The sequence below is a fragment of the Herbidospora solisilvae genome (assembly GCF_009901565.1).
Lineage (GTDB): Bacteria > Actinomycetota > Actinomycetes > Streptosporangiales > Streptosporangiaceae > Herbidospora > Herbidospora solisilvae.
The window spans coordinates 37,257-55,826 of the sequence record NZ_WXEW01000001.1 but is presented as its reverse complement, the minus strand read 5'-3'; the positions used below and the strand labels follow the sequence as shown (position 1 = coordinate 55,826).

15 protein-coding genes and 3 pseudogenes are annotated in these 18,570 nt (G+C 69.6%); 12 read left to right on the top strand and 6 right to left on the bottom strand.

Annotation, left to right across the window (positions count from 1 at the left end):
* Positions 1-20: 20 nt before the first annotated feature.
* Positions 21-968, bottom strand: coding sequence for a helix-turn-helix domain-containing protein (locus GT755_RS00170; protein WP_161477647.1), 948 nt, complete (start codon positions 966-968; stop codon positions 21-23).
* 101 nt (positions 969-1,069) lie between these two features.
* Here GT755_RS00170 and GT755_RS41505 point away from each other — a divergent pair.
* The 3 genes and pseudogenes from GT755_RS41505 to GT755_RS40865 form a co-directional block, all read left to right on the top strand.
* A pseudogene (locus tag GT755_RS41505) lies at positions 1,070-1,414 on the top strand (NAD(P)H-binding protein); the annotation flags it as partial.
* 736 nt (positions 1,415-2,150) lie between these two features.
* Positions 2,151-2,255: pseudogene (locus GT755_RS41500) on the top strand (diguanylate cyclase); the annotation flags it as partial.
* A 43-nt stretch (positions 2,256-2,298) separates the two neighbouring features.
* Entirely contained in the window at positions 2,299-2,652 is a 354-nt protein-coding gene (locus GT755_RS40865) for a zinc-binding dehydrogenase (RefSeq protein ID WP_202609497.1), read from the top strand.
* Here the strand turns inward: GT755_RS40865 and GT755_RS00155 are convergent.
* Positions 2,640-3,521 carry an SDR family oxidoreductase gene (locus GT755_RS00155; protein WP_161477646.1) on the bottom strand — a complete coding sequence of 294 codons (882 nt, stop codon included), beginning with the start codon at positions 3,519-3,521 and terminating at the stop codon, positions 2,640-2,642. The genes GT755_RS40865 and GT755_RS00155 overlap by 13 nt on opposite strands.
* Positions 3,522-3,599: 78 nt before the next feature.
* On the opposite strand from GT755_RS00155, the gene GT755_RS00150 reads away from it, so the two are divergent.
* The 4 genes and pseudogenes from GT755_RS00150 (at position 3,600) to GT755_RS00140 (ending at position 5,424) form a co-directional block, all read left to right on the top strand.
* Entirely contained in the window at positions 3,600-4,160 is a 561-nt protein-coding gene (locus GT755_RS00150; RefSeq protein WP_161477645.1) for a TetR/AcrR family transcriptional regulator, read from the top strand.
* A gap of 79 nt (positions 4,161-4,239) precedes the next feature.
* Complete coding sequence (locus tag GT755_RS41715) at positions 4,240-4,530, top strand: Lsr2 family DNA-binding protein (protein WP_161477644.1); 291 nt, start codon at positions 4,240-4,242, stop codon at positions 4,528-4,530.
* Positions 4,446-4,781 (top strand): annotated as a pseudogene (locus GT755_RS41495) (DUF6461 domain-containing protein); the annotation flags it as partial. The gene GT755_RS41715 and the pseudogene GT755_RS41495, both read left to right, overlap by 85 nt.
* A 256-nt stretch (positions 4,782-5,037) precedes the next feature.
* On the top strand, positions 5,038-5,424 hold the full coding sequence (locus GT755_RS00140) for a VOC family protein (RefSeq protein WP_161477643.1): 387 nt from the start codon (positions 5,038-5,040) through the stop codon (positions 5,422-5,424).
* 149 nt (positions 5,425-5,573) lie between these two features.
* Here the strand turns inward: GT755_RS00140 and GT755_RS00135 are convergent, their stop codons facing one another.
* On the bottom strand, positions 5,574-5,969 hold the full coding sequence (locus GT755_RS00135) for a hypothetical protein (protein WP_161477642.1): 396 nt from the start codon (positions 5,967-5,969) through the stop codon (positions 5,574-5,576).
* Between the two features lie 358 nt (positions 5,970-6,327).
* Here GT755_RS00135 and GT755_RS00130 point away from each other — a divergent pair, with 358 nt between their 5' ends.
* Positions 6,328-6,738: an HNH endonuclease family protein gene (locus GT755_RS00130; protein ID WP_202609496.1), complete on the top strand. Its 411-nt coding sequence runs from the start codon at positions 6,328-6,330 to the stop codon at positions 6,736-6,738.
* A gap of 62 nt (positions 6,739-6,800) precedes the next feature.
* On the opposite strand, the gene GT755_RS00125 is transcribed toward GT755_RS00130, so the two are convergent.
* Entirely contained in the window at positions 6,801-7,556 is a 756-nt protein-coding gene (locus tag GT755_RS00125) for an SDR family oxidoreductase (RefSeq protein WP_161477641.1), read from the bottom strand.
* Between the two features lie 101 nt (positions 7,557-7,657).
* Between GT755_RS00125 and GT755_RS00120 the strand changes: the two genes are divergently transcribed.
* Positions 7,658-8,050, top strand: a complete 393-nt coding sequence (locus tag GT755_RS00120) for a winged helix-turn-helix transcriptional regulator (RefSeq protein ID WP_161477640.1) — start codon at positions 7,658-7,660, stop codon at positions 8,048-8,050.
* Between the two features lie 82 nt (positions 8,051-8,132).
* Here GT755_RS00120 and GT755_RS40860 read toward each other — a convergent pair whose 3' ends face one another.
* Entirely contained in the window at positions 8,133-10,754 is a 2,622-nt protein-coding gene (locus GT755_RS40860; RefSeq protein ID WP_161477639.1) for a tetratricopeptide repeat protein, read from the bottom strand.
* Positions 10,755-10,863: 109 nt separating this feature from the next.
* On the opposite strand from GT755_RS40860, the gene GT755_RS00110 reads away from it, so the two are divergent.
* The 3 genes from GT755_RS00110 to GT755_RS00100 all read left to right on the top strand — a co-directional run bounded on the left by GT755_RS00110 (position 10,864) and on the right by GT755_RS00100 (position 15,128).
* Positions 10,864-11,286, top strand: a complete 423-nt coding sequence (locus tag GT755_RS00110) for a hypothetical protein (protein ID WP_161477638.1) — start codon at positions 10,864-10,866, stop codon at positions 11,284-11,286.
* Between the two features lie 105 nt (positions 11,287-11,391).
* Entirely contained in the window at positions 11,392-13,203 is a 1,812-nt protein-coding gene (locus GT755_RS00105; RefSeq protein WP_161477637.1) for a hypothetical protein, read from the top strand.
* 275 nt (positions 13,204-13,478) lie between these two features.
* Positions 13,479-15,128 (top strand): hypothetical protein, encoded by a 1,650-nt coding sequence (locus GT755_RS00100; RefSeq protein ID WP_161477636.1) that lies wholly within the window; start codon positions 13,479-13,481, stop codon positions 15,126-15,128.
* A gap of 458 nt (positions 15,129-15,586) precedes the next feature.
* Here GT755_RS00100 and fxsT read toward each other — a convergent pair whose 3' ends face one another.
* Entirely contained in the window at positions 15,587-18,373 is a 2,787-nt protein-coding gene (fxsT, locus tag GT755_RS00095; RefSeq protein WP_202609495.1) for an FxSxx-COOH system tetratricopeptide repeat protein, read from the bottom strand.
* Between the last annotated feature and the right edge of the window lie 197 nt (positions 18,374-18,570).

Below are 18,570 nucleotides of genomic sequence, written 5' to 3'. Positions count from 1 at the left end.
CGATCTCGGCGGATGAGTGCTCATGCGCGGAACGTGCGGCGGTAGAGGTCCGGCGGTACGCCGACCGTGCGGTGGAAGTGGCGGCGCAGGGTCGTCGCCGTGCCCATGCCCGCGGCCGAGGCGATGGTGTCGACGCTGTCGTCGGTGGTCTCCAGCAGTTCCTGGGCGCGGCGGATCCGCTGCGTGAGCAGCCACTGCAGCGGAGTGGTGCCGGTGATCAGGCGGAAGTGCCGGGCCAGGTGGCGCGAGCTCATGTTGGCCTGGCGGGCCAGATCCTCCACGGTGAGCGGCTGGTCCAGCCGTCGCATCACCCAGGTGAGCAGTTCGGCCAAGGGATGGCCGTCCTGGGCGGGCACCGGCGTGCTGACGAACTGGGCCTGGCCGCCGGCACGGTGGGGTGGCACGACCAGGCGGCGGGCGACGAGGTTGGCGACCGCCGAGCCGTGGTCGCGGCGGACCAGGTGCAGGCACAGGTCCATCGCCGCGGCCTTGCCCGCGGAGGTGAGCACACTGCCGTTGTCGACGTACAGCACGTCGGGATCGACCTCCACCCGGGGAAAACGTGCGGCCAGTTCCTCCGTGTGAGCCCAGTGCGTAGTCGCCCGCAAGCCGTCGAGCAGACCGGCCGCGGCGAGCACGAAGACACCCGTACACAAGGAGACCACGCGCGCCCCTGACGCGTGGGCCGCCCGCACCGCCTCCACCAGGTCGGCCGGCGGCTTCCGCTCGACGTCCGCCAGCGCCGGGACGATCACGGTCCCGGCCCTCGCCAGCCAGTCGAGCCCCCGGTCGGGCTCCAGCAGGAACCGGCCGACGCGGACGGGATGGGTGCCGCACACCTTGACGTCGTACCAGGGGCCGGGCAGCGCGTCGGGCGCGGAGCCGAACACCTCGGTGGCCAGGGCCAGCTCGAAGTGCAGCATCCCGTCGGTGGCGGCGACCGCGACGGAACGCGAAACAGACCTCATGTCGGAAATTGTATGGGTCATGTCGTTTCAGACACTGGCCGCATCAGGCGGGCCGGCGACAGGATTCCCGTGCTCCCACATCGATCACCCAGGAGGAGAAGATGGAAGAGAAGCAGCACGTGGCGGTGTTCGGCGCCTCCGGGCACACCGGCCGGTTCGTGGTCGCGGAGTTGCGCGAACGCGGGTACGTCCCGCTGCTGCTCGGCCGCGATCCCGCCAAGCTGCGGGCGGAGCCGGGGTCGCAGGCGCGGCGGGCGTCGGCCGACGACCCCGCCTCGCTCGACCGTGCTCTCGACGGCGCGGCCGCGGTGATCAACTGCGCCGGGCCGTTCGCCGCGACCGCCGCTCCGGTCATCGAGGCGGCGCTGCGCGCCGGCATCCCGTATCTCGACGTAGCGGCCGAACTCGAGGCGAACGTCGACACGTTCGCGCATTTCGCCGAACGCGCCCGCGCCGCGGACACGCTGGTGGTCCCGGCGATGGCCTTCTACGGCGGCCTCGGCGACCTGCTGGTGACCACCGCGATGGGCGACTGGACGGCGGCCGACGAGGCGCACATCGCCTACGGCCTGAGCAGCTGGCACCCCACTGCCGGAACGCTCGCCTCCGGGGTGGTCTCCGACCGGCGGCGGGGTGGCCGCCGCGTCCGCTTCACCGGCGGACGCCTGGAGTATCACGATGACGCCCGGCCGACTCTGGAGTGGCCCTTCCCCGCTCCGCTCGGTCCTCAGAACGTCTTGGGCGAGTTCACCATGGCCGACGCCGTCACGGTGCCCAGTCACCTGGCGATCCCGGAGGTGTGCACGTACATGACCGTCAAGGCGGCCGCCGACCTGTCCGCTCCGAACGCCCAGGCCCCGGCCGCCGTCGACGAGCGCGGCCGCTCCGCGCAGACCTTCGTCGTCGACGTCCTGGTCCGCTCCGGGGGCGTCGAGCGCCGGATCGCCGCCACCGGCCAGGACATCTACGCCATCACCGCGCCCCTTGTGGTCGAGGCCGTCGACCGTGTGCTCACCGGCCGGACGAGCGCCACCGGCGTCGCCTCCGCCGGCGCGGCCTTCGACGCCCCCGACTTCCTGCGCGCCCTGTCGGCACACCTGTCCCTGGACTTCCTGGACGCGCCGCTCGACACACATTCCGGACACCGCCGCGGTGGCGGAGGCGACGCGGCTCGTTCAGGAGATGACGAGTCCGCTCATCTACCACCATTCGCGGCGGGTCTACTTCTTCGCCCTGATGCACGCCCGACGGCTCGCCCTGGAACCCGACCCGGAGCTGCTCTACCTGGCGGCCATGTTCCACGACACCGGCCTGGCCACGCCGGTCTCCGGTGAGGTGCAGCGCTTCGAACTCGACGGCGCCGACCACGCCCGCGCCTTCGTGGATACGGGCGATCTCGGGCAGGTCGGCGAGGTCGACGTGGTGTTCGACGTCATCGGCGGCGAGGTCCTCGAACGGTCGGCCGAACTGGTCCGCCCAGCCGCTGGACGGGCGGGCCGTCTTCTTCGTCGTCGAACCGAACCGTGCCCAACTGGCCGAACTCGCCGAACGGGTCAGAACCGGCCGGCTCACCCCCGTCGTCGGCGCGGTGTTCCCGCTGTCGGAGACGGCCACCACGTTCGCCCCAGCCAGGCGGACCCCCGGCAAGACGGTCATCCAGGTGGTCCCGTCTCAGCCGAAGTAGTGCCCAGCCGCCAGGTCGTCGAGGAGCGTGGGACCGGTGGGCTCCCACGAGAGCAGCTCCCGGGTGACGTCACTGGACGCGGCCGCGTCCATCGCCAGCATCGGCCCCAGCCAGGCGTAGGACGCGGCGGCCTCCTCCGGTGTCATCCGCTCGACCGGAACCCCCAGGCCCTTCCCGACGGCCTCGGCGACCTCGCGGAGCGGCACGCCCTCGTCCTGGGCGGCATGCAGCACGGTCCCCGCGGGCGCGTTCTCCAGCGCCAGCAAGAACAGCCGCGCCGCGTCATCCCGATGCACCGCGGGCCACCGCCCGCCCTCGACGAACCCGGCGACCCCCGCCGCCCGCGACGCGGCGACGTACGCGGCGATGAACCCGGGATCCCCGGCGCCGTGCACGGTGGGCGCCAGTCGCACGACCGACCCGCGCACCCCATCGGCGGCGAGCACCCGCCGGGCCGTCTTCGCCCGTCCGGCGTCCTGCTCGGGGAAGTCCCGCTCGGTGGCGACCCGCCCGGGAGCGAGCCCCAGCAACCCCGACGCCAGGACGAAGGGCCGCCCCGTCCCCGCGAGGGCGCCGAGCATCGCCTCGACGGCGACCAGGTCGGCCTCGGCGGCCTCGGCGAACCCGCCGGCGAAGGCGATGTCATGCTTGAAGGCCAGGTGTACGACCCCATCGGCCCCCGCCGCCGCCCCCTTGAGCGTGTCGAGATCGTCGATAGTCCCCCGAATCACCCGAACCCCCGCGGTGACCAGCGCCTCGGCGGAGGCCTCAGACCGGGCGAGCCCGGCGACCTCATGGCCCGCGGCCTGTAGTTGCGGCACCAGGGCCGACCCGATCCATCCCGGCGCTCCCGTGACGAACACGCGCATGATCCGCACCTCTTTCGATGTCATGAACTGACATCAGATTAAGCGATGTCAGACACTGACATCACCTAGACTGCAACCATGGCGAGATGGGAGCCGAACGCCCGCGGCAGACTCGAAGACGCGGCCCTCGACCTCTTCACCGAACGCGGCTACGACAAGACCACCATCGCCGAGATCGCCCAACGCGCCGGCCTCACCGAACGCACCTTTTTCCGCCACTTCGCCGACAAACGTGAAGTCCTCTTCGGCGCCTCCAACCCCCTGCTCGGCGTCCTCACCGACGCCGTCGCCGCAGCCCCCACCGACACCCCACCGCTCGACGCCGTGGCCGCCGCCCTCGACAGCGCCGCCGCTGTCCTCCAGGAACGCCGTTCCTACGCCCGCCGCCGCCAGGCCGTCATCACCGCCAACGAGGAACTCCTCGAACGCGAACTCGTCAAACTCGCCGTCCTGGCCGAAGGCCTGGCCACCGCCCTGCGCTCCCGGGGCGCCAGCGCCGCCGAGGCCGCGGTGGCCGCCGAGACGGGGATCGCCCTGTTCCGGGCGGCGTACGCGTCATGGCTGGCCGCGGACGACACCGCCGACCTGGCGGAATGCCTCCACTCGGCCTTCGCCACCCTCCGCACCCTCGCCAGGTAGGTTTTCCGATCATGTCTGACGCCGACTTCACCCCCTTCGGGTCACCTACCGCACGCACAGCCGCAAAACCTTCTCCCACATGCGCACCTGGGTGAAGGCGACGGGCTACCCCGTCAGTGACCGAGGCCGGGTCGCCCGGGAGATCATCGACGCCTTCTTCGCCGCCCATCCCGAGGTCTACGAGCGGGCCGACACGTTCGAGCTGGTCCACGCCACCGCACGGACCCCGGCGCGCCCCCCGACGACTACGAATGGCAGAACAAGGACGACTGCCGGCTCGGCGAGATCTACACGATCGTCTTCGTCCGAGGGCTCGGCGAACACGAGGTGCTGCACCTGCTCGGCGTCGCCGACGAGCACATCCGGCTGATCGAAGACGAAGACTGGACCTACCAGGAAGGGCCCCAGATCATCACCGTACGGCGCCTCGGAGACTGGACCGTCGCGATCGAAGACCACGGCTGGCGCGGCGCGCGCCGGGAGGTGCTGGAGGCCTTGTCACGCGACGGAGGAGAAGCCGTGGCGGTGCTGCGACACGACTACGCCCAGGACCACCTCGCCCATGCCGTCGACGGCCACGTCAGCACCGACATCAACCCGGGTTATCCCATCGACAGGCAGGGCACAGACCCCGACGGACTCAACCGCCACCTTCGTGACCTGGGCATCGAGCCGCCGCCGACGACTCCATCGACAACCCCATCCCGATGGCCTTGGCCCTCGCCACCCGCATCACCGGCGTGCCCGGCGAGGTTCCACAGGGAGACGAGGGTGACCTCGTTACGTAGCGGGGGACGCCGGCGGGCACCCGCTCTATCCATTCCCAGGCGCCGCTGCGCCGGGCCGCCTGAGGCCCCGCCCCCTACGATCACCGACCATGCACATCGACCTGGTCACGATCGTCGTCGACGACTACGACACGGCCATCACGTTCTTCGTCGACGCCCTGGGCTTCGACCTCGTCGAGGATTCGCCCTCGCTCACCAACGACGGCCGCCCCAAGCGGTGGGTCGTCGTGCGCCCGCCCGGCGGCCGGACGGGCATCCTGCTGGCCCGAGCCGACGGCGACCGCCAGAGGGCCGTCGTCGGCGGCCAGGCCGCCGGACGGGTCGGGTTCTTCCTGCGGGTCGACGACTTCGCGGGCGCGTACCGGAGGATGGCCGCCGCGGGTGTCGAGTTCGTGACCGTGCCCCGCACCGAGCCCTTCGGCCGGGTGGCGGTCTTCCTGGATGTCGCGGGCAACCGCTGGGACCTGCTCGGCTGAGCTACCGGGTGGCCGAGCGGGTGAGGAGGACCACCGGGCAGGGGGCGGCCCGGAGGATCTTCAGGGACATGTCGCCGGCGAAGACGCGGCGCACAAGTGTCTGGCGCCACGCTATTTGATCGCGGCAACCAGCTCTGACCTGGACGCTATCAAATAGACCGGCATCGAACCAGTGCGGCCGAACGACATTCAAGGTGATAGCGCAAGGCCAGGGTGATGCCCGCGCCGACTCCCGCGCCGGCGGCCAGCCCGGTGCGCAGCACCGCCTCCAGAGCGCTGCCCGAAACACCTGCGGGCTGCCCGGCCGGAGCCGTCGGCGCTTGGACGGCCAGGTCGGTCAGCAGCCACCACAGGGTGCCGCCGACCGCGCCGCCGACCAAAAGCACCGCGAGCGAGATCCACCAAGCCGCCGCTCGGGGAGTCCGCAGCACCGGCGGCAAGGCCACGGGCACGGCGGCGGTACGGGCAGCGCGACGGCGGAAGGGGCGCGGTAACGGCATGACTCCATTCCAGCCGTCCGCCCGGCCGCGTGAGGTCGTCGTCACCGAACCGTCCTCATACCGCGAGCTCACAGCGAGCGAGCACCCGGCTGGGGCCGACACCAGCGATCAGGAATCGGCCGCGCGGAGAGCGTCCGTCATCGCGAGCGGGCTACGTTATCAACTACCTCAGCGCTGGTATCAACTGGTTATCAAGTGCAGTTGCGCGCTATCAGGTAGACCGCTCCCAGACACCCTGTCTGGCGCAGCGGTACTTGATAGCGGCACCCCTCGCTGACCTGGGCACTATCAAATAGACGGAGATCGAAGCAACGTAAGCGTCGACGAGCTCGACGAGGCGCTTCGCCGGTTTCCCGGCTCCGGGTCCTTGATCTTCCTGACCTAGTCTCGGGTTCGCTGCCGGATGCGTGCTCACCGGCGGCGCCTGGTACAGCTACTACGACGACGTCGTGGTCCAGGCGGCTTCCAAACTCGACGTCGACCACCTGGTCCCCTGGCCGAGGCGTGGGATTCGGGCGCCTCCGGCTGGGATGCCGCCCGGCGCCAGGCCTACGCCAACGACCTGGACGCCGCTGAACACCTGGTCCCGATCACCGCCCGCTCCAACCGGCAAAAGGCCAACCGCGACCCCGCCGAATGGCTGCCGATCGAACAGGTGCGCTGCCGTTACATCGCCGAATGGACCGCCGTGAAACGCCGCTGGGGCCTGGCGGCCGACCCGCAGGAGAAGGACACCCTGACCTCCATCCCGGCCACCTGCCCCAACGCACCGATCCCCGTCCACCCGCTCCCCGCGCAAACCGACCAGCGGTAACCGGCCGGGAAGCCAGGCGAACTCGGCATGGGCACTTCCCCCGCCCGCCGCTTCCGGCAGCTTCAGGCGGGGAGGAAGGGCCGGTCGTAGGGGGCGCTGTCGCGGGCGGCGATGACGTGCTCGGCGACGGGTCCGAGCGGTACACGCAGCGGAACGGTGGGCCGCTCGGCGAGGTCGGCGAGGTGCGTGGCGGCCTGTTCGGGGCTGATCATCATCTCGGCGGGGATGCCGCCTCCTGCGAACAGGGCCGCGTAGGGGTCGCCGGGAAGGGTGTAGGTGAGCATGTTGTCCAGGGCGCCGGAGCTGATCGGGCCCGGCTCGGAGATGGTGACGTCGATGCCGAAGTCGCTGAGTTCGACGGCCAGGGTTTCGGCGAAGCACTCAAGGGCCCATTTCGTGGCCGCGTAGGCGGCGTTGCCCGGCAGGACGGTCCGTCCGGCGGCGCTGGAGACGAACAGCAGGCGGCCCTTCCCGCGCCGGCGCATCTGGGGCAGCAGGGCCTGGGTGACGCGGATCGCCCCGACGGTGTTCTGGGCGTAGAGGCGTTCGATTTCGGCGGCCGGGCTGGCCTCGACCGCCGCGGCGAAGATGACGCCGGCGTTGGAGATGAGGATGTCGATCTCACCGGCCTGCTCGACGGCGGCATCGACGCTGGCCTGGTCGGTCACGTCCAGGCGCAGCCGCTGGTCGACGTCCAGGTCGTCCAGGGCGCGCGGGTCCCGCGCGGTGGCGACGACGCGGTGGCCGCGCTTGGCGAGTTCGACGGCGGTGGCGCGGCCGAGGCCCTTGGAAGCGCCGGTGATCAGGATGGAAGGCATGGCTGTTACTGCTCCTTGCGGCTGTGGGTTCGTACGCGGCGCACTGGCCACGCATAGTCGGTTCGATTTTCGAACCTACCGATGAGCGTTACACTAGCACCGTGAGTCAGGAAAACGAACCAACCAATCTCGGCGCTCCCCGGGTCTGCTCGATCGCCGACGCGCTGGAAATCCTCGGAGAGCGCTGGAGTCTGCTCGTCATCCGGGAGCTGGGGTTCGGGGTCCACCGGTTCAAGGACATCCGGGTCAACACGGGCGCTCCACGAGAGACGCTCGCCCTGCGGCTGCGCACGCTCGAAGAGGCCGGGATCATCGAACGCCGGCAGTACTGCGACCGCCCGCCACGGGACGAGTACGTGCTCACCGCCGCCGGCCGTGAGCTGTTCCCCGTTCTCGCCGCGCTGCGCGAGTGGGGCGAGCGCCATGCGACCCCTGCCTGCCAAGCACACGGTCAGGCCGGCATCCAGGCACCCTCCGCCGGCGTCACGCTCTAGCGCGGGCAGCGCTTCTCGCCCGGCAGGTGACAGCCGAAGACCCGGCCGCTGGTGACGCTTGCGGCCACGACGCCCGCCGCGCTCAGGTGTTGCCGTAGATCCGTTCGGGCCGGACCAGGACGGCCGCACGGCGCTCGGCGGCCATGACGGTGTCGTATTCGTCCCAGTCGTCGTGGGTGCCGCCCGCCGCAACGTAGATCTCGCGAAGCAGTAGGCGCCTGCCGTCGGCGTCGAACACTGGATGGGGATCGTCGGGGCCGATGATCTCGGCCGTTCCCTCCAGCGTCACCCATCGCCATCCAGAGCGCACGGACACAGCAAGCCGCGGACGTGTCCGGAGGTTGGCGAGCTTGACCTTGCCGTAGGTCACGAAGGCCACGACATCAGCACCTGTGAGCGGGTCCTCTTGGCAACCCTGAGTCCAGTAGGCGAGTTCGTGCCGGGCGCTCAGCGTGTCGGGGTGCTCGGCACCTAGGACACGTTCGCGGATGGGAACTAGCGCGGCGTACTGGTCGCGCGCCCCGGCGGGATCCCCCGCCCGCCCGGACCAGCGGGCAAGTTCGTGCCGCGCGGCAAGAGTGCGGGAGTGTTCGGCGCCTTGGACGCGTTCGCGGATGGGCAGCAGCACGGCCAATTGGTCACGTGCCCCAGCCGGATCCCCCGCCTCACCCGACCAGCGCGCGAGTTCGTGCAGGGTGTCCAGTGTGGAGGGATGTTCAACGCCTTGGACACGTACACGGATGGGCAGCAGCACGGCCAATTGGTCGCGCGCCCCGGCCGCATCCCCTGCTACACCCGACCAATGGGCCAGGTTGTGCTGGGTGTCCAGTGTCGTGGGGTGCTCGGCGCCTGAGACTCGTTCGCGGATAGGCAGCAGCGCGGCGTACTGGTCGCGTGCCCCAGCTGGATCCCCCGCCTCACCGGACCAGGAGGCGAGATTGTGCAAACTGATCAACGTGGCGGGATGCTCGGCGCCTGAGACTCGTTCGCGGATGGGCAGCAGCGCGGCGTACTGGTCACGCGCCCCGGCCGGATCTCCCGCCTGGCCGGTCCAGCGGGCCAGATTGGCTCGCGTAGTCAACGTGGCGGGATGCTCAGCTCCCTGGACGCGTTCGCGGATGGGCAGCAGCGCGGCGTACTGGTCACGCGCCCCCGCTGCGTCCCCCTCCGATCCCAGCAAATAGGCGAGATTGGCGCGGTTGGTCAGTGTTTCGGGGTGCTCGGCACCTAGGACGCGTTCGTGGATCGGCAGAAGCGCGGCGAGCTGATCCCGTGCCGCCGCCGCATCTCCCGCTTGGCGGGTGTAGTAGGCCAGGCTGGCCTGGGCCAGCAGAGTGTCAGGATGCTCGGGCCCGTGGTGGTCAAGTTGGGCCTGGTAGCGCTGATGTTGGAGGATCTTGACGGTGGTGTAGTCGCCGCTTGCATTCAGATAGGCGATCATCTGGTCCATAGCTTCAGACCTCGGCGGCAGCGCAGCCCGGGCATGAGCTAGCAATCGCCGGTAGATCGGCCAACTGCCGATTGCCTCCTGGTCCTGGGGCAGTGCGGCGGTCAGCAGATCGGCGGCCTGCCCCAGGACGGCCTGGCGTTCCTCTTCGGGGAGCTCGGCCAAAGTGACAGCTTGGACCAGGCGGTGAACGCTGAGGGCGTCCCGTTCTTTGCTGATAGTGATCATGCTGTAGGAGGCCAGCAGCCCCAACGCCTGCCCGATCTGCAGTTCATCAGTGTCGGGCAGGCGGTGCAGGACGGTGATGGGCAACTGGTCCGGGGCGTAGCAGGCCAATAGCGCCAGCAGGTGGGGCGCGAGTGGGTCAAGATCGGCGATGCGGCGGCGGGTCAACGTCCACACCTGAGCCACTACCGCCTGCCCCTGTTGGCCAGCTGGCGACGCGGCGTGAGCGCGAGCGGGGGCGGTGTGCAGCAGGTGCCGATAAGCGGGCACGGTCATACCGGGGGTGCGGGCGATGTAAGCCGCCGACTGGCCTAACGCAAGAGGCAAGAATCCCACCTCCTCTGCCAGGGCAGCCAGTTCGGCCATCTCTGATGGTGAGGGCGAAGCGAGGCCGATCAGGGCGACCAGCACAGCGGTGGCCGCCGTAGAGTCCAAGACGTCGAGGTCGATGGGGATGCACCCGAAGGTGGACCAACCGATGTCACGGCGGGAGGTGATCAACACACTCCCGCCGTTCAACCGACTCAGATACGGTTGCAGGTCATCGACCTGTTCGACGTTGTCGAATATAAGCAGCCACCCGGTCCGGAGGCTCAGCCAACTCATCGCCCACGCAGCCGCCTCCTCGGTAGTGGCCTGAAAAGCCGCCACCGAGTGCGTGCCCGCGCACAACGCCCGCGTCAACGCGGCCAAACCCGTCTGAATCTGCGCCCGAGAGTCGGCATCGATCCACCACACCAGCCTGTAAGCAGCGCGATGGGCAGCCGCGTATTGCAACGCCAGCTCGCTCTTGCCGATCCCGCCCAGCCCGTGCACCGCCGTCTGCGTGATCACCGCACCGGCGGCATCCGACCCCTGGTCGGCCAGGGCGGCGTGAACCCGCTCCAGGGCGTCCTGACGCCCGGCGAACACCACAGCCGGCAACCGCGGCAAACCAACCAACCCGCCAACCCCAGGAGGCGGACCACTCACCATGGCCGCGGCCGGCAACGGCGGCCGCGACATCACCTGGTGATTCTGATTGATGGTCACCTCGCGAGCGTTCACCTGGTTGAGGTGTCCACCCACCGTTGACCCACTCACGCTCTGCCCGCCCGCCGATGCCCCGGCCGGCCCTTGAACGCCCTGGCTCACCCCGTCCATGCTGCCGCCCGCCCGCGCCCAACGACAGAACCGCAACACAAATCGTGATCAGAAACCACCAACCCCGCAAAAGCGCCATCGGGCCGTCGTCCCTCACCGGCTCGGCGAGCTGGTGAAGGACGTGATGCGCTCGAATCGAAACCGGGAGATGGAACTGATGATCGCCCCGTACACCTTCGCCCGACTGCTCGTGATCGAGCTCGGCGACGATGCCCCTTCACCCTCCGGTCCGGGGACTCCGATCGCCATCACCGGCTCGGAGACCGGCCAGCTCTACACCACCGACCTGTCGCCTCACGTTGTCCAGCGCCTGGCTGGGCTTCTCGCGTGGCCTCCTGACACCAGCGCTGATGCGGCGCGGCATTCAACCTCAGAAATGGCATCACGCCAATTGATTGACATTCATTTGTCGCGATACTGAAGACCTGACAGTCGGCAAAATTCTGAAATTCAACTATTGATGCCGCCGGGACGGCCAAATACCATCTGGAAGCGCACGGTGCCGCGTCCACCACGAGCGGAAACGATGAGGCCGCTGATGCCCGTATCGGAAGACCCCATTATCGCCAAAAGCATCGCGCAATTCGGAGACGAAGGCAGCCGGGCCGCGTCCATCAGGTATGACGTGCCACTGCCGGGTTCCTATTCATTCCAGCGGATCATTCCCCTGGACATTCCCGAGGGTCATTTCCTCGGCCCGGGGAGGTCGGCGGGAACCTCTCTGTCCTCCCTCGGAGTCGTGGAAGAGGTGGACGGCAAGGTCCGCCGCGTCGACAACGCCCGCCTTCGTGACCTGTACGAACGCATGTTGCCTCCGGCCACGCGGCCATCGTTGCGGCTGGCGAGCGAGGTCTTCGGCAGACCCGAGCTCGTGTCCCTGCCGGGTGTTCCCCGGGTCGCCGGAGGCGAGGAGAAAGCGCAGGTGACCGCGCCCCTCCTCATTCAGATCGATGGCGTCGACGCCCAGCGCCGGCTTCGGGACACCTATCTCGAAGGCCTGGCCACGCGGCAGACGCAAGCCATTAGCGCCGGCACACCCGAGACCACCATCCAGGTCCCCACGCCGGGAATTGGCCTGAGCGCGCGAACGGTCGACTACGACGTCACCAAGGCGGGCACACCCCGCATCGCCCTCGTCGAGACCTGGCAGCTGTCGATGTTCCTGGGCGACTACGGGCTCGGTCGGACGCTTCAGACCTTCACCTTGCTCCCCGGCGAGCGCACCACCATCACCGTCGAGACGTGGCGATCAGACTCCACCTCCCGGGAGGACTCCTCCTCGATCTTCGACTCCTCCGACACGGCCGCCCAAACCCGCTTCACCTCCTCCCTCATGGCGCAGTCGGGATCGGCGTTCCAGGACCAGGGCGGCTGGGCGGTCTCCGTGGGCACCAAGGCCTCGGCCTCGGGGAGCATCGGTCTCGTGAGCGCGTCCGCGTCCGTCGAGGCGAACTTCTCGGCCAACCACCAGGAGGCGCGGCAGGAGTTCTCGACCAGCGTCCGCGACAGCAGCCAGGAGCACGCCGCTCAGGTCAACACGAGCAGGAACCAGGCCGTCCAATCGCAGACGAAGTCGCAGTCGGAAAGCGGCTCCTCGCAAACCACCGTGCGCGAGATAGCCAACACCAATCTGCGGCGGGTGCTCAACTTCGTGTTCCGCGAGCTCAACCAGACCCACGAGACTGTGACGAGCTTGAAGAGCGTGCAGGTCGCGTTCTACAACGGCAACCCAGGATCCGCCGAGGTCGTACCTCTGGCACGACTGCGGCAACTGCTCGACCGGTACGTCGCGCCGGACAGGCGGGAAGAGGTCGCCCGGCTCGTCCTCGGCATGGTGACTGAGTGCATCGACCACACCGGAACGCCGCAGACGATGCTGGAGCACGGCGTCAGAGACGGCGGCGTCTACAAGTGGACGCCCGCCGAACTCGACGACGAGGGCCGACTGAAGCTGGCCGATTCGCCACTGGACGCCCGCTACAGCTGGCGCATCGCCTCCGATCCTGTCGGTCAGGACGACCAGACTCGCAAAGTGCCTGGCGTCGTGACCGCGCGGACCTCCGTCGTGCTGCGCACCGACAACATCGTCGCCGAGGCGCTGCTCGGCCAGGCCGACGCCCTAGACACCTACGCTTCCGCGCTGCAGTCGCTCGACCTGCGCTCCCGTGAGGCCGAGATCGAATGGCGCCGCGCCGACACCCGCCGCACGACCGACGCACTCGACCTCGTCCACCAGCGGCCGGAAGGGGAGCGAGTCGAGGCGTTCGAGAAGATTCTCGGCGACAAACCCGACATCGAGATCGTGCCTGCGGCGGTGGCCGGCAACGGTAACCGGTGACCGGCATGGCTGGCTACACCGGAGTCGTCCAATCCGACCATTCGGTCGGCTACAGCTCGGCCGACGGATACACCGGCGTCCTACACGGCACGACGGCGTCCGGTTACACGGGCTCGGCGCCCGAGCCCGGGCGGCCGCCGTCGGCGGGCGCCGCCGAGATAGAGTTCGAGCCCGTCTGGATCACCGCCGTCCGGGCCGGGCTCGCCACCCCCGCCGACGACTCTGGCCATGACCAGGCCTCGCAGGCGATCACCGTCGAGCAGGCCGACCAAGTCGTGACGGCCCCCGCCGAGACTGTCGTCCGCGACGCGGCGCGTGAGCTGATCGAACGACCGCTGGACGACTGGATCGCCGGCCCCATGGCAAGAGCCGTCCAGGAGACGGAACCAGCGGACGAACCGAACCTCGGCGCCGCCGTCGAGGAGGTCCTGAGCAACGTCGACACCGGCACGCTGGGCTTCCTCGCCTACGACCTGGACCGGACCCCGGAGCACACGCCCTGGTATCAGAGCCCGGCCGCGACGATGGCCGCCGCGGGCCGGATGTTCGATTTCTACTGGAGCCTGCTGGCCTATCTCAACAGCGACCTCGGCGCCAGCTACGGCGAACGGAAGGAGGCACGTCTCGCCCTCACCGAGATCGTCTTCCAGTCGTACGGAGCCTTCGGCCGCGTGCAGAGGAAGGCCGTCGAGCGGGCACGCGAGACTCTCGAGAAGGGACGGCGGGCCACGGGTGCCGACAGGACCCGTGCGCTCGAGGAGGCCGCCGTGGCCGCCAACGAAGCTGTCATGCTGCACACGGTGGCCACCATCAGACTCATGCCCGCCGCTCTGATGGCCGCCTCCTGGCATGACAACGGAACACTCGGCGACGACTACAGGAAGATGTGGGAGTCCATCAGAGATGAGAGTCGGCCGATCATCGACGCGATCGACCGCCACGACCACGAAACGGCCCTGAACGCGTGGCGGCAGTTCGACCACCAGCTCGGCGCGATCATGCCCCAGCTCACCGAGTGGAACGCGCAGTGGCAACGACTGCGTGACATCAAGCAGGCGCTGGAACTCACCATGATGGTCGCGAGCATCGGCGAATTCCTCTGGACCGTTGGCTCACCCCCCGGGCCCGGACTGTTCGGCCCTCCGCCCGCTGCCGTCACCGCAGCCCGCGCCACGGCGACCCTGCCTGTCGTGGCCGCCTCCTCCTTCGGACGTTCCGCGCTCGTCGTCGCGATGGCGGCCAACGCGACGAAGGGCGGCGGAGGGTCCTCGGCGAAAACGCCTCCTTCCTCCGCCGGGCCTCAGAGTCAGGGCGCCGGCCAGGAACCGCCGTGGGGGGATCCGCGTCTGGATCCCGCCCAGCGGTCCCGTTGGCGGCTGCTCTCCAAGGCGCAGCCGGGCTTCGCGAATCTCCGGATCCGCGCCCTGAAACGGGGCTTCTCCCGGCTGGGAACCTATGCCGAATGGCTGGCGACCGATCGCGGCGACTGGTCCTACCGGGTCACCGACCGGCGAACCGGCATCACCGCCGAGATCGACGGTTTCACCGGCGAATTCGGCCCACGCGACCCGTGGACCCGTCAGACGATGGTGGAGGTCAAGTCCGACCAGGGCCACCGCACGCTCGGCCGCGATCCACGGAGCCCTCGTGACTTCGACGTCCTCGACGAGATCAGCGGGGCCCGGCGCGCCGTAGAGGACGTCATCGAGCGACGCCGCGACGAATTCCAGCGGCTCAAGGAGGAGAGCTGGTCGGACCAGATGCGCCGTCAGGCCGAGATTGCGAAGGCGAACGACATGCGGGTGGAATGGCGGGTCGAGGGCGCGAGAAAAGTCCGCATTGCCAAGCGCATCCGCAGCCGCCTGGAGCCGAGGTTGAGGGCGATGGTGAAGATCAAGGACATCACCCGACATCTGGAGCCCTGAGGCCCGCCTGGCCGGATCGTCAGTTGTTTCACCCCGGTTGCCCGTCCGTCCACGGGTTCACGTCCTGGGCGTCGCGGTCGGCCGGCATGCCCCGGTCGTTCGCCCCGGATCGCTGGTCCTGGGGTCGCCGGACCCGTCCAGCGCCTCCAGCATCGTGGCCTTCTAACTGGGCCCAGGCACGGTGGCCCCGAAAACCGACCCGTACCAACGTCTACCGATCGTCACGTTGTTGAGCCGGTGGGTGCTGGCTTCGTGTAGGTCAGGGAACGTTCATGTCTCGCCGGCCAGGCCCGGCCAGGACCAGGGCGAAGCGGTCAGCCCGCCCAGGTGATCGAGTAGACCGTGACGGCCCGCCCGAACACGTGAGCCCGTCGTCACCGAACCGTCCTCTGTAATGCGAGCTGAAACCTGATTATGATGGCCCGAATCAGGCCCGAATGACGGAATGGCGAGCCACCTTAACTGCCTTCACCCGACAGATCATCGACCTCCTCCTGGCGGCGCCGGGCCCAGTAGGCCAGGTTGTGCCGGGTGGTCAGTGTGTCGGGATGGTCGGGTCCCAGCACCCGCAAGACGTCGGTGAGCAGGTCCTGAAAGGCGGTGGCCGCGCCGGCCACGTCCCCGGCCTGCCCCAGCCAGTACGCCAGGTTGTGCCGGGTGGTCAGCGTGTGGGGGTGGTCGGGTCCCAGCACCCGCAGGTAGTCGGTGAGCAGGTCCTGGTAGGCGGTGGACGCGCCGGCCACGTCCCCGGCCTGCCCCAGCCAGTTCGCCAGGTTGCCCCGGGTGGTCAGCGTGTGGGGATGGTCGGGTCCCAGCACCCGCAAGACGTCGGTGAGCAGGTCCTGAAAGGCGGTGGCCGCGCCGGCCACGTCTCCCGCCTGCCCCAGCCAGCGAGCCAGGTTGCCCCGGGTGGTCAGCGTGTCGGGGTGGTCGGGTCCCAGCACCCGCAAGACGTCGGTGAGCAGGTCCTGAAAGGCGGTGGCCGCGCCGGCCACGTCCCCGGCCTCCCCCAGCCAGTACGCCAGGTTGCCCCGGGTGGTCAGCGTGTCGGGGTGGTCGGGTCCCAGCACCCGCAGGTAGTCGGTGAGCAGGTCCTGGTAGGCGGTGGACGCGCCGGCCACGTCCCCGGCCTGCCCCAGCCAGTACGCCAGGTTGCCCCGGGTGGTCAGCGTGTCGGGGTGGTCGGGTCCCAGCACCCGCAAGAAGTCAGTGAGCAGGTCCTGAAAGGCGGTGGCCGCGCCGGCCACGTCTCCCGCCTGCCCCAGCCAGCGAGCCAGGTTGCCCCGGGTGGTCAGCGTGTCGGGGTGGTCGGGTCCCAGCACCCGCAGCCGATCGGTGTGCAGCTCCTGGTAGGCGGTGGCCGCGCCGGCCACGTCCCCGGCCTCCCCCAGCCAGCGTGCCAGGTGGTGCCGGGTGGTCAGCGTGTCGGGATGGTCAGGTCTGAGAAGGCGAGTGGCAGTGGCGTGCAGGCGGGTGTATTCGGCGATGGCGGCGCTCACCTGCCCGCTTTCGCCCAGGCTTGTGGCGGCGCGAGACAGCACCGGGTGTGCTTCGTGGCTGGTCTTCTCGCCGCCCCCTTCCCATAGGGCGGTGCCGGTGGATGTCTCCAATGTGGTGGTGTTGGCGCGTAGGACCGTGCCGATCTGATCGCGTTCGGCGTCCGGCCACGCCGCCAGGAGGGCGTCGGCAGCGGTGTGGGCGAGTTCGGCGAACAGCTCAGGGCCGAGATCGGGTTGGGTGGCGATGTTCTCGCGGGTGGCGCGCTGGATGAGCTGGTGGACACGCACTTCACGGTGGAGGGCGCCGCGGTCGTGGTCGATGAGGCTGAACCGGTGCAGCACCCGCAACGCCTGATCCACCCTCTCCACCTCGACATCGAGGTCGGCCTCAGGGCCCGTTTCAGTTGTGTCCAGTGGAGGGGCGGAGAGGTAGGCGGCCAGATAGTGGCGGGCGGGTGGGCTGGTCAGGACGGTGGCGGGGATGCCGTTGGGGTCCAGCACGCTGACCAGGTTCAGCAGCGGCCGGGCCAGCCCGGCCGGCCGGGCCCGGTCGGCCTGCTCGATCGACAGATCCCAAGTAGCTGCGATGATCCTCTGGTGGTCATCGGGCAGCCCGCCGGTCTCGGGGACGGTGTGGGCCAGGAGTTTTCCGGCCAGCAGGTGCCGGTAGCGGGCGCAGCCGATCTCTTGGTCGATCATGAAGGCGGCGGCCTGGGCCAGCGCCAGCGGCAGCCGGCCCAGCTCCTCGGCCAGCGCGTCCAGCTCCCTGACCTCCTCCGCTGCCGGTTGGTCGGCCTGGTCTCCCGTCTGGTCACCGGCCAGGGCGCCGAGTTTGGCGCGCAGATAAGCGCGGGCCTCTTCAAGGTTGTAGATGCCGACGTGGACCAGATGTCGGTGGGGGCCGGCCAAGGCGGCGTCGCGGCGGCGGGTGGTCACCACCGCCGTCCCCGACACCGAAGCCGGCGGCCACAGCCCGCGCAGGTCAGCCGGATCGTGCAGGTCGTCCAGAACGATCAGCCACGGGATGGTGGTGGTGTCGGCCCAGATCAAAAACTCCCGCGCCGCCCGCTCGGGATCCTCCCGCTCGCCCACCCCGAGTTTGACCGCCGCCTCAGCGTAGGCGGCGATGATCTCGGCGCGGGAGGAGGCGCCGGCCCACACCAGCACCCGCACCCCCCGCTCGCGAGCATCACGGGCGTAGGCGGCGGCCAGCTGTGTCTTACCGACCCCGCCCATCCCCGCCAAAACCTGGCACAGCACCACCGTCCCCTCGGCGGCGGCTGCTCGCCGCAACCGCTCGGCGATCTCCCGGTCCTGGAAACAGTCCGCCGCCGCGGGGATCTGCCCCGCCTGCACCAGCGGCGGCGCATCCGGGGACGGCCCATCCAGGGCTGCGGGAGAACGCGGCAGGCGCGGGCGGCCGCCGGCGCGGGCCCCCTGGCGGCGTTCGGCCAGCGCCCGCTTGCGCGTGCTCTCCCACCACGCCTTGGGGCGAGGGGAGTAGCCCGGCGTCTTGTTCCGGGCTCGTGCCGTCAGGTAGGTGACCAGCCAGAGCGCCAGCCGTTCATCAGAGGGAACGTTGCGCCCGTTGAGCCAGTCGCTCCAGGAGGAGGCGCTCACCTTCAACGGCGGCCGCTGCGCGGCGGCCTGACGCGTGATCTCCGCGCCGATCGGCTCGCCCGCGGCCTCATACAGGGCCTGTAACGCGCGGGCGTAGACGGCCGTGGCATCCTCCGCCTGACTCACACCACACCCCTGCACGTCATCGCCGCTGACCTGTACGTCATCGTTCCGGATCCGATTCCGGATCCCCGCCCACCGGAAAACCCGGCACCTCGCGCTTTCCCGAGGCCACCACCTTGCCCGCTCACAGGCGACAAGGACGCGCCAACCGGAAAACCGTCCGTACCGGCTCAATCACGGCCAACACCCCGGGCCGTTCC